This window comes from Paenibacillus sp., from assembly GCF_031177825.1.
GTDB lineage: Bacteria > Bacillota > Bacilli > Paenibacillales > YIM-B00363 > Paenibacillus_AE.
Window position 1 is genome coordinate 195,891 of sequence record NZ_JAPSKE010000009.1, and the last position, 10,829, is coordinate 206,719.

Genomic DNA, 10,829 nt, shown 5'->3' on the forward strand with positions numbered 1-10,829 from the left:
ACTACGAATATCTCAACAGAACGCTGTCCAGAATGTCGGCCACGTCTTCGCAGGAATCCGTCGTCGTCTCTAAGCGTTCGTAAATTTCTTTTAACCGGAAGTCGTGGTAGGGATCCTTCGGGTTCGTGAAGATCGCGCGAATGCCTTCCCGCATCAGTCGGTCGCCTTCGTTTTCCAAACTGTTGATCGCCACCGAATGCTCCCGAATTTCTTGATACTTCTTCTTGTCGAGCAGCTTGAACGCGGCCACCATATGCTCGCACGACTTCACGAGCACCTCCGCGAAGTCTTTCATGATCTGATCGGTGAACGTAATGTTCAAGTAGTCGAAACGCGCGATCGTCGCTTCGATCCCGTCCATGACGTCGTCGAGCGTCGTCGCCAGCGTAATGATGTCCTCGCGATCGAGCGGAGTGACGAACACTTGGTTCAGCCCTTTGTACACCTGGTGCGTGATGTTGTCGCCCGCGTGCTCGAGCTCCTTCAATTGTTCGACGTAAATCGCAGGCGGCTGATCTCCGTTCATGGCGGTACGGAATACGTGAGAAGCTTTCAGACTGTTTTCGGCGCTCTGGATCAACAGATTCAAGAAATCTGTGTCCGTCTTCTTTTTAAATAACAACTGTGTGGCCTCCTACCCTGGACCAGATTCATCGGGTTCGCATCGATTTCCGCGATTCCCCCATATTGTCATAACATAAATCGACATCAATCGGCAAGAAGCATTTACGAAAACGCAACAATTGTTTTCATATTCTTCACATTTAGTATCTGCCGAAGCGGCCCGTTCGAAACGTTCCGCAGGGCTTCTTTGAAAAAAACGGGATGGATTAGGAAAACGCCAAAAAAGGCCGAGAACCTGCACGAGCCAGGTTTCGGCCTATCTGATCAATAATTGTCGTAATTCAGCTCCGAGGTCGAAAAACCGCAGAACGCCGGGAAGTTTTCGATCGTCCGCTCGGCCCCTTTCTTCCTCGCTTGCCTTTCGATTTGGGCGTACCGCGCCAGAACGCCTCGGCCTTGCGATTGTTCGTTCAACCCATCATTTGTTTCACCAACTCGCGGTTGCGCTCCTTGAACCGTTCGTTATGCGAAGACACCATCGCGGTTTCGCCGGCGTCCGGTTGAATGTACCGCTTCGCCCGGTTCACGGCGTTGGCCGCGTCGTGGAAGGCGCCCGCGATCAGGTGCACCTTGCCGTCGTACTTCACGATGTCGCCGGCGGCGTAGATGCCGGGTACGCTCGATTCGCATTGGGCGTTCGCCGCGACGTAATCGTCGTCGGCCATCTCGATGCCGACTTCGCTGGCCTTGATCAGCGAGGCGTCGCGGTCGTAGCCGTGGCTGATGACAACCTCGTCGACGTCGAGGATCGAAGCTTCGCCCGTCGCGAGATCGGTAATTTCCACCCGTTCGACCGTCTCGTGGTTCGCGCCCGCGATCAGCCTCGTGATCGACGAACGAAGACGAATGTCGGCGGCGCCGTTCATGAGCTGCGACACTTGCGCTTCGTGACCGGATAGAGACTCCTTCCGATGCACGACGTGCACGCGCTTCGCCACGGCCGCGAGCTCGTTGGCCCAGTCGACCGCCGTATTGCCTCCGCCGGAGACGACGACCGTCTTATTCTTGAAGTGCTGCAGCGACTTGACCGTATAGTTCAAGTTGGACACCTCGAACCGCTCGGCTCCCTCGATGTCAAGCTTGTGCGGGTTCAGGATGCCGCTGCCGATCGCGACGATGACCGTCTTCGACAGATGGACCTCGCCGGACGTCGTCCGCAGCGCGAACCGCCCCTCCGAATCGCGGGAGATCGATTCCACCTTCTCGCCCAGTACGACCGTAGGCTGGAACGTGAGCCCCTGCTCGACCAACCGTTCGATAAGCCGGGCCCCCGGCACCGGCGTCAACCCGCCGACGTCCCAGATCATCTTCTCCGGATATACATGCACCTTGCCGCCGAGACGCGGTTGGTACTCGATAATTTTCGTCCTCATCTCGCGAAGACCGCTATAGAACGCCGAATACAGTCCCGCAGGTCCGCCTCCGATGATCGTTACGTCGAACAAATCGGCTTCCTTCATCCTCGATCGTCCCCCACCCGAACATTAATGATTCTCATTCTCAACGAATATACACCGGAACAAACCGGATTTCAACACAAAAATTAAGGGTTGACAATTCCTTCGATTCCACTTTATAGTTCTGTTTTGAGTGAGATTGATTCTCATTATTGATCAAATAGGGGCTCAGCCCTTTTCATTCTCTTGGAGGTGAACCGTACCATGACCCGACTCGTAACGTCCGGACTGCAGGTCGGCTACGACGATCGGTTGATCGTGAAGGATTTGGATCTCGCGATTCACGACGGTCTCGTGACGACGATCATCGGACCGAACGGCTGCGGGAAGTCGACGCTGCTGAAGGCGATGACCCGCATTCTCCCGCACCGATCGGGCACGATTCTGCTGGACGGGAAGAGCATTCATAAGGAAAACACCAAGCTGCTCGCCCGGAAAATGGCCTTTCTGCCGCAGACGCCCGAGAGCGCCGCCGGACTGACGGCCGGCGAACTGGTCTCCTACGGCCGGTATCCGTATCAACAAGGGTTCGGCCGCTTGTCCCCGCGCGATTACGAAGTCGTCGACTGGGCGCTCGAGGCGACCGGCACGGCCGACTTCAAGTTTCGCGCCGTCGACGCCTTGTCGGGCGGGCAGCGGCAGCGCGTCTGGATCGCGATGGCGCTCGCCCAAGAGACGGATCTCATCTTCTTGGACGAGCCGACGACGTACCTCGACATGGCGCACCAGCTGGAGGTGCTGGAGCTGTTGCAGACGCTGAATCGCGAGCAGCGGCGGACGATCGTCATGGTGCTGCACGACCTTAATCAAGCCGCCCGGTTCGCCGACATCGTCGTCGCCATGAAGGACGGCGCGATCGTGAAAGCGGGCGGCTGCGAAGAGGTCGTTACGCGACAGGTGCTGCGCGACGTGTTTCACATCGACGCCGAAATCGGTAGAGACCCATGGACCGGGAAACCGATGTGCGTCGCCTATAAACGATACAGAGGAGAGAATTCGAATGTCCGTGTCGACCAAGAAATTCCGAAAGAAACTTCTGCCGATCCCGCTCGCTCTTACGCTTACGCTGCTCGTTAGCGCCTGCAGCGGCGTAGCGCCCGCGAACGAAGCCGGCATCGGCGGGGAGACGATTACATACGAGTCGGAGAACGGTCCGATCGAAGTGCCGACCGCCCCGCAGCGCGTCGTCGTCGTCTCCACGTTCGCCGGCAACGTCTTGTCGCTCGGCGTCCCGGTCGTCGGCGTGGACGTCTGGACGATGATGAACCCCCGCTTCGCGGAACCGTTGAAGGACGCAGAGGAAATTTCCGAGGAAAGTTTAGAGAAAATCATCGAGCTGGAACCGGACCTGATCATCGGGTTGTCTACCGCGAAAAACATCGATAAGCTGAGCGAGATCGCGCCTACGGTCACGTATACATACGGGAAGCTGGATTACTTGACGCAGCATCTGGAAATCGGCAAGCTGCTGAACAAGGAAGCGGAAGCCAAGGCTTGGATCGACGACTTCAAAAAGCGGACGGCCGAAGCCGGCGACGAGATCCGCGCGAAGATCGGCGAGGACGCTACCGTCACCATCGTCGAAAACTTCGAGAAAGAACTGTACGTGTTCGGCGACAACTGGGGGCGCGGGGGCGAAATTTTGTACCGCGAGATGAAGCTGAAGATGCCGCAGAAGGTAATCGACACCGCGCTCCAGCCGGGATACTTCGCCCTCTCCCTCGAAGCGCTGCCGGAATTCGTCGGCGATTATCTCATCATGAGCAAATATACGGATTCCGACACGTCGTTCTTGCAGTCCGAGACGTATAAGAACATCCCCGCGGTGAAAGAAGGCCGCGCGTTCGAGGTCGACTCGAAGGCGTTTTTCTTTAACGATCCGATCACGCTCGAGTACCAGCTCGAATTTTTCATCGATCGTTTCCTTGGCGAACGATGAACGCAGGAGCGCGTTTCGCGGTACCGTTCCCGCTCAAGCTGTTTCTCAGTCTTCTCTTGTTCGCGGGCATGTTCGTCCTTGCCATGACGACGGGAGCCGTCGACGTAAGCTTCCGGGACGTCTGGCTGGCTGCGACGACGCAAGCGGACGGCGATAAACCGTTAATGATTCGAGAGATTCGGCTTCCCCGCGAGCTCGCGGCCGTCTTCGTCGGCGCCGCGCTCGCCGTCTCCGGGGCGATCATGCAGGGCATGACGCGCAATCCGTTGGCGGATCCCGGGCTGCTCGGCGTAACCGCCGGCGCGAACGCGGCGCTCGCCGCCACGATGGCGTTCCTCCCCGCGGCGAACTACTACGGCATTACGATCGCGTGCTTCGTCGGCGCGACGGCCGGCGCGGCGCTCGTCTTCGGCATCGGGACGATGCGGCGCGGGGGCTTCTCCCCGATCCGCATCGTGCTGGCCGGCGCCGCCGTATCGTCCTTCCTATACGCCGTGGCGGAAGGCGTCGGCCTATACTTTAAGATATCGAAGGACGTCTCTATGTGGACGGCCGGCGGCATGATCGGCACGACGTGGAGTCAACTGCAGCTGATCGGCCCGCTCATCGCCTGCGGACTAGTCGGCGCGCTGCTTCTGTCGCGGCAGCTTACCGTGCTTAGCTTAAGCGAGGAAGTCGCGTCAGGTCTCGGTCAACGCATCCTCTTCGTCAAGACGGCGCTGCTCGGCATCGTCGTCCTGCTCGCGGGCGCTTCGGTCGCCTTGGTCGGGAGCCTCGCCTTCCTCGGCCTCATCGTGCCCCACGTCGTTCGGGCCGTCGTCGGCACCGATTATCGGTATATATTGCCGATGTCCGCCGTCGGCGGCGCCGCGCTGATGCTGCTCGCGGATACGATCGCCCGCACCGTGAACGCGCCGTACGAGACGCCGGTGGCCGCGGTCATCGCGATGATGGGCATCCCGTTCTTTCTGGCGATCGTGCATCGAGGAGGTCGAACGTCGTCGTGATTCATCCCCAAGTGATTCGAAAGCAGCGATGGCTTCTTGGACTGCTGTTAGCGCTCCTCCTGCTCGTCTCCGTTATCGGCGCCGGCGTCGGGTATTCGTCGCTGTCGTTCGACCGACTCCTGCCGACGCTGCTCGGGAGCGGCACGTTCAAGGAGGAATTCGTGCTGTTCTCGGTGCGGCTGCCGCGCATTGCGGTCACGCTGCTCGCGGGTATGGCGCTCGCGCTGTCGGGGGCGGTGCTGCAGGGCATCACCCGCAACGAGCTCGCCGATCCGGGCATCATCGGCGTCAACTCCGGCGCGGGCGTCGCCATCGCGACGTTTTACTTGTTTCTGCCGATCGACACGCGGACGTTCGCTTGGATGCTGCCGCTCGTCGCCTTCCTCGGCGCGATCGTCACGGCGCTCGTCATCTACGCGCTCGCGTACCGCCGGAAGTCCGGCCTTCAGCCGACCAGCTTCGTCCTGATGGGCGTCGGCGTATCGCTCGCCCTCTCCGGCGCGATGGTCGTGATCGTCTCCTCGGCCGAACGGGAGAAGGTCGACTTCGTCTCCAAGTGGCTCGCCGGCAGCATCTGGGGCGCGGATGGGCCGTTCATCGCGGCCGTCGCGCCGTGGCTGGCGCTGCTCATTCCGTTCGTGCTCTCGCGATCGAACCGCCTGAACCTGCTCGGGATGAGCGAGCCGGCCGCGATCGGCGTCGGCGCGGCCGTCCAGAAGGAACGGTTCGTCCTGCTGCTGGCGGCGACGGCGCTCGCCGCGACGGCCGTGTCGGTCGCAGGCGGCGTCGCGTTCATCGGCTTGATGGCGCCGCACATCGCGAGGAGCCTAGTCGGGCCGCGGCACCAGCTCATGCTGCCGCTCGCCCTCGCCATCGGCGCGTTCCTGCTCCTCTCCGCCGACACGATCGGCCGCAATCTCGCCGATCCCGACGGCATTCCGGCCGGGATTATGGTGTCGCTGCTCGGCGCGCCATATTTCTTATATTTGCTGCTGCGTAAATCGAGGTGACGGCGGATGCGCCGTCGCCTTTTTTTTTGCTCAGCGGCGGCTCAGTCCGTTTTCAGCGAACCTTCAGAAACTTGTTGTATACTTCTTCTATAGAGAAGATGAAGTAGAGACCTTTGGAGGCAACGCCGATGAACAACGAGAAGAACATACGCATCCTGCTCGTAGACGACGAACCGCATATTTTGCAATTTCTCGTGATGGGACTGGAGGGCGAAGGGTACCAGGTGCGTACCGCGCCTGACGGCTTAAACGCCGTGACGGCCGCCGCCGAGTTTCAGCCGCACGTCGTCGTCCTGGACGTCATGATGCCGGGCATGGACGGCTTCGAGACGTGCCGGCTGCTGAAAAAGAAGAGTACGGACGTCGCGGTCATTATGTTAACCGCGAAGGATGAAATCGAGGACCGCGTGAAGGGATTGAAGCTCGGCGCCGACGATTATCTCGTCAAGCCGTTCAGCTTCGACGAGCTGCTCGCCCGAATCGAAGCGCGCTTGCGCAACCAATTCCCGTCTTTGTTCGGGAAGGTCGCGCTGGGGCCGTTCGGGCTGGACGACCGCCGAAGAGAAATTACGCACGAAGGGAAAGTGCTGGAGCTTTCGCCCACGGAGTACGACCTGCTGCGGTATATGATCGTGAACCACGGCATCGTGCTCAGCAAGTCGAGAATTTTGGATGCGGTATGGGGGTACGATTTCGGCGGGGAGGAAAACATCGTGGAAGTGTACGTCCGCTCGCTCCGGGACAAGTTAAGCGATAAGGAACACCGGCTCATCCGCACGATCCGCGGAGCCGGTTATCGGGTCGACTTCGCATGAAGGCATTCCTTCGACGTTCCCCGCACCGGATGAACCCCCGGTCCCTCCGGTTCCAGCTGCTCGCGCGCTCCCTGCTGATCTTGGCCGGTCTTCTGATCCTTATCGGTTCGCTGCAATATGTATTTATGAAAGATTTCTTGTATCGCAACGAAGCGGAGACGATCGGGGCCAACGCGATGGGGCCGATGCGAAGCATTCTGTCCGATCGGCCGCGCGGGCCGGTCTTCCTGCCCGATAATCTGTCGATCGCCTTCATCGCCGCCGACGGAACGCGCACCGATATTTCCGGCGCGAGCGGCGGCGCCGTCTCGCCCGAGCTGTCGACCGACGAACTCCAGCGATTGGCGGAAGACCGGCACGGGCGCGACGAGGAGGGGCGGTATGCGGTCGTACGCGACAGCGAAGGCGTCGAGCAGCTCGTGGTGCTGCGTTCCGAAGGCGGCCTGACCGGACGGGGCTACATCCAGATCGGAACGCCGACCGCGCCGCTTAAGGCTGTCGCGCTGCAGCAGCTGCTCATCTTCGCCGCGCTTTCGATTCTCGCGCTCGCCGGCGGACTGGCGCTGTATGTCCCTGTGCTTCGCCGAACGCTGCGACCGCTCCAGCAAATGGTCGAGACGGTCGAGCGGACCGACGCGGGCAATCTGGACGAACGATTTCCGACAAAACAAGGGCAGGAGGAAATCGACCGTCTCGCGGAGTCGTTCAACGGCATGCTCGGCCGGCTCGCCGCCTCGTTCGAAGCGGAACGCGAGTCCAAGGATCGGATGCGCCGGTTCATCGCCGACGCCTCCCACGAGCTGCGCACGCCGCTGACGTCGATCCACGGCTTCCTGGAGGTGCTCCTGCGCGGAGCGGCCGAGAAACGCGAGCAGCTGTATTCGGCGTTGAACAGCATGCTTGGGGAATCGGTCCGCATCAAGAAGCTCGTCGAAGACCTGCTGCTGCTCGCGAAGCTCGACAGCGCGCCGCGTCTCGAGCTGCGGCGGACCCGTCTCGACGGCCTGATCGACGAGATGGAGCCGCATCTGCGCATGCTGGCCGGCCGCCGCTCGCTTACCTTCGTCGCCTCCTCCGACCTCGTCGCGTCCGTAGACGCGGATCAGATCAAGCAGGTCATGCTCAACCTGTTCCAGAACGCCGTCCAACACACCGACCCGGATCGCGGCAGCATCGAAGTCGCGTTGCGCGCCGACGGGCGCGACGCGCTGCTCAGCGTCGCGGACAACGGCCCCGGCATCCCGGAGCCGCATCTCGCCAAGCTGTTCGACCGATTTTACCGAGTCGATACGTCCCGAACGCGCAAGCTGGGCGGCGCGGGTCTCGGCCTCTCGATCTCGTTATCGATCGCCGAGGCGCACGGCGGACGCATCGAAGTCGCGAGCGGGCTCGGCCGGGGCAGCACGTTCGCGCTGCGATTGCCGCTGGCGCCCCCGGAACTCGAGCGATAACAAATAGGGCTGTACCGCATGCAACGACCCGTGCATGCGGTACAGCCCTTATTTTCTACCCATGTTTCACATGATGCAGCGTCTGCGCGAAAATTTGTTCGATATGGACGTCGTCCAGGGAATAATAAACCGTCTTGCCGGCCTTCCTCCGCTTCACGATGCGAAGGTTGCGCAGCACCCGCAGCTGGTGCGACACGGCGGACTGGCCCATCTCCAGCACGACGGTCAGGTCGTGCACGCATAATTCTTTCTGCATCAGCGCATAGATGATGCGGACGCGGGTCGGATCGCCCAGCGCTTTGAAGATATCGGCCAATTCGTTCATCGTCGGCTCGTCGATCATGGCATCCTTCACGGTTTGAAGATCCGTCTCCGTTCCGCTGCAAGGATCGTCGCAAGTATCTAGAATGACGTTTTCGATTCCGATCACCGCCTTACGTTCTTCCTCTTAGTATAAGCACTAATTCGGGAGAACGGAAGTCGGAACGCTTCGGAAAATGCGCCGACGCATATTGCGCCTCATCCTTTCATGGAATATAATACATATGAATAGTTGCTCATATGTTAGGAGGACGTCCGATGGGTACCCATATGCATAAGAAGCATGCGCATCGCGGACAGGTGAGCGAGCACGACTGCAATCATAATCACGATCATAACCACGAACACGACCATGAACACGACCATGAACACGACCATGGGCATCATCATCACGGGCACGGGCATCATCACAGCCACGCGCCGAACAATCAAAAGGGACTTCTTATCGCGCTTACCATTACGACGGGCATTATGCTGCTCGAGTTTTTCGGCGGGCTCGTCACCAACAGTTTGGCGCTGCTGTCCGATTCCGGACATATGTTGAACGACGCGGCTTCGCTCGCCTTAAGTTTGTTCGCCTTATGGCTGTCCGGCAAAGCCGCCACGTCTACGAAGTCGTACGGATATCATCGTTTCGAAATCTTAGCCGCCCTGCTGAACGGCGTCACGCTGTTCGTCATCGCCTTCTTCATCGCCAAGGAAGCATACGAACGCTTCTTCGCGCCTCCCGAAGTCGCCAGCGGTTCGATGATGGCGATCGCGACCGTCGGCTTGCTCGCCAACTTGGCCAGCGCCTGGGCGATCATGCGAGGGAGCGACGTCAAGGACAACATGAACGTGCGAAGCGCGTATTTGCACGTTCTTGGCGACGCGCTCGGCTCCGTCGGCGCGATCGTCGCCGGCGCGCTCATGCTGGCGTTCGGATGGTACGTCGCCGACCCGATCATCAGCGTCTTGGTCGCGATTCTCATCCTTCGCGGGGCCTGGGGCGTTATCGGTCAGACCGTCCATATCCTCATGGAAGGCACGCCCTCGCGTATCAATATCGGCAAGGTGAAGCATACGCTCGAGAGCATCGACGGCGTGCGAGACGTCCACGACTTGCACGTATGGACGATCACCTCCGGCATGGACTCGTTAAGCGCGCATCTGTTGATCGAGGACGGTTTGGACGAACAAATCATTTTGCAAGAAGCCGTGCGCCTCATGGAGCGGAAGTTCGCCGTCACCCATTGCACGATCCAGATCGAGACGTCGGATGTGCAGCACGCGGATTTGAAAGTATAGACGCGAAGAAGGGAGCCGACCGGCTCCCTTTTCCTTCCCGATCGGAAACGACCGGACATTCCTGAATCCAATTAAAAAACGCCTGCGATCGACGAGTCGATTCGGAGGCGTTATCGGTTTTATGATGTTGGAGCGGACGATGGGATTCGAACCCACGACCCTCGCCTTGGCAAGGCGATGCTCTACCACTGAGCCACGTCCGCGCGTAAGAAGCTGGGGATCCAGGGATCGAACCTGGGAATGACGGAGTCAAAGTCCGTTGCCTTACCGCTTGGCTAATCCCCAATGGGTGAATGGGGCGACCGAGGGGAATTGAACCCCCGAATGTCGGATCCACAAACCGATGCGTTAACCACTTCGCCACGGTCGCCAAGTTAAAACCCATTCCGTTGGGAAAACATATGGCGGAGAAGGTGGGATTCGAACCCACGCACGCCTCGCGACGCCTAGCTGATTTCGAGTCAGCCCCCTTGGACCACTTGGGTACCTCTCCATGAAACATCTCGGTAATTCTTCGTAAAAACAATCCCCATAGGGGATCGGCTTGGCGACGTCCTACTCTCCCGGGACCCTGCGGTCCAAGTACCATCGGCGCTGGAAGGCTTAACGTTCGTGTTCGGGATGGGTACGCGTGGTTCCCTTCCGCCATCATCACCAAACCTATTGTGTTGTTTCCGCCAAGAAACAACGATTGTGATTCAAGGAGTCTTGCCCCTTGAAAACTGGATGCGAAACGATTGCACACTCCGAATATTTGGATAAGTCCTCGACCGATTAGTATTCGTCAGCTGCACGCGTTGCCGCGCTTCCACCCCGAACCTATCAACCACGTCGTCTACATGGGGTCTTCAAGCAGGGAAATCTCATCTTGAGGGGGGCTTCACGCTTAGATGCTTTCAGCGCTTATCCCTTCCGTAC

General features: G+C 59.6%; 11 protein-coding genes, 4 tRNA genes and 2 rRNA genes. 7 read left to right on the plus strand and 10 right to left on the minus strand.

Annotation, left to right across the window (positions count from 1 at the left end):
• Nucleotide 1 precedes the first annotated feature (1 nt).
• From RIN49_RS13550 to RIN49_RS13560, 3 genes are all read right to left on the minus strand, one after another.
• On the minus strand, nt 2-622 hold the full coding sequence (locus tag RIN49_RS13550; protein ID WP_138197895.1) for a DUF47 domain-containing protein: 621 nt from the start codon (nt 620-622) through the stop codon (nt 2-4).
• 266 nt (nt 623-888) lie between these two features.
• Nucleotides 889-1,038 (minus strand): hypothetical protein, encoded by a 150-nt coding sequence (locus tag RIN49_RS13555; protein ID WP_309120704.1) that lies wholly within the window; start codon nt 1,036-1,038, stop codon nt 889-891.
• Nucleotides 1,035-2,084 (minus strand): NAD(P)/FAD-dependent oxidoreductase, encoded by a 1,050-nt coding sequence (locus RIN49_RS13560; RefSeq protein WP_309120705.1) that lies wholly within the window; start codon nt 2,082-2,084, stop codon nt 1,035-1,037. The genes RIN49_RS13555 and RIN49_RS13560 overlap by 4 nt, the downstream gene beginning before the upstream one ends.
• Before the next feature lie 201 nt (nt 2,085-2,285).
• Here RIN49_RS13560 and RIN49_RS13565 point away from each other — a divergent pair, with 201 nt between their 5' ends.
• The 6 genes from RIN49_RS13565 to RIN49_RS13590 all read left to right on the plus strand — a co-directional run bounded on the left by RIN49_RS13565 (nt 2,286) and on the right by RIN49_RS13590 (nt 8,303).
• Nucleotides 2,286-3,158, plus strand: a complete 873-nt coding sequence (locus tag RIN49_RS13565) for an ABC transporter ATP-binding protein (protein ID WP_309120706.1) — start codon at nt 2,286-2,288, stop codon at nt 3,156-3,158.
• A complete protein-coding gene (locus RIN49_RS13570) occupies nt 3,082-4,020 on the plus strand; it encodes an iron-hydroxamate ABC transporter substrate-binding protein (protein WP_309120707.1) in 939 nt (312 codons plus the stop codon). Before RIN49_RS13565 ends, RIN49_RS13570 begins: the two co-directional genes overlap by 77 nt.
• Nucleotides 4,017-5,027: a FecCD family ABC transporter permease gene (locus RIN49_RS13575; RefSeq protein ID WP_309120708.1), complete on the plus strand. Its 1,011-nt coding sequence runs from the start codon at nt 4,017-4,019 to the stop codon at nt 5,025-5,027. The genes RIN49_RS13570 and RIN49_RS13575 overlap by 4 nt, the downstream gene beginning before the upstream one ends.
• Nucleotides 5,024-6,037, plus strand: coding sequence for a FecCD family ABC transporter permease (locus RIN49_RS13580; RefSeq protein WP_309120709.1), 1,014 nt, complete (start codon nt 5,024-5,026; stop codon nt 6,035-6,037). The genes RIN49_RS13575 and RIN49_RS13580 overlap by 4 nt, the downstream gene beginning before the upstream one ends.
• Nucleotides 6,038-6,165: 128 nt before the next feature.
• A complete protein-coding gene (locus tag RIN49_RS13585; protein WP_309120710.1) occupies nt 6,166-6,852 on the plus strand; it encodes a response regulator transcription factor in 687 nt (228 codons plus the stop codon).
• Nucleotides 6,853-6,881: 29 nt separating this feature from the next.
• On the plus strand, nt 6,882-8,303 hold the full coding sequence (locus RIN49_RS13590) for a sensor histidine kinase (RefSeq protein WP_309120711.1): 1,422 nt from the start codon (nt 6,882-6,884) through the stop codon (nt 8,301-8,303).
• 55 nt (nt 8,304-8,358) lie between these two features.
• On the opposite strand, the gene RIN49_RS13595 is transcribed toward RIN49_RS13590, so the two are convergent.
• Complete coding sequence (locus RIN49_RS13595; protein ID WP_309120721.1) at nt 8,359-8,724, minus strand: ArsR/SmtB family transcription factor; 366 nt, start codon at nt 8,722-8,724, stop codon at nt 8,359-8,361.
• 170 nt (nt 8,725-8,894) lie between these two features.
• On the opposite strand from RIN49_RS13595, the gene RIN49_RS13600 reads away from it, so the two are divergent.
• Nucleotides 8,895-9,911, plus strand: coding sequence for a cation diffusion facilitator family transporter (locus tag RIN49_RS13600; protein ID WP_375295251.1), 1,017 nt, complete (start codon nt 8,895-8,897; stop codon nt 9,909-9,911).
• Nucleotides 9,912-10,039: 128 nt separating this feature from the next.
• Here RIN49_RS13600 and RIN49_RS13605 read toward each other — a convergent pair.
• The 6 genes from RIN49_RS13605 to RIN49_RS13630 form a co-directional block, all read right to left on the minus strand.
• Nucleotides 10,040-10,114: transfer RNA gene (locus RIN49_RS13605), tRNA-Gly, on the minus strand.
• Nucleotides 10,115-10,124: 10 nt separating this feature from the next.
• A tRNA-Gln gene (locus RIN49_RS13610) sits at nt 10,125-10,196 on the minus strand.
• 9 nt (nt 10,197-10,205) lie between these two features.
• Nucleotides 10,206-10,281 (minus strand) — tRNA-His (locus RIN49_RS13615).
• Nucleotides 10,282-10,313: 32 nt separating this feature from the next.
• Nucleotides 10,314-10,404: transfer RNA gene (locus tag RIN49_RS13620), tRNA-Ser, on the minus strand.
• A 49-nt stretch (nt 10,405-10,453) separates the two neighbouring features.
• A 5S ribosomal RNA gene (gene rrf, locus RIN49_RS13625) occupies nt 10,454-10,570 on the minus strand.
• A gap of 95 nt (nt 10,571-10,665) precedes the next feature.
• A 23S ribosomal RNA gene (locus tag RIN49_RS13630) occupies nt 10,666-10,829 on the minus strand; the annotation flags it as partial.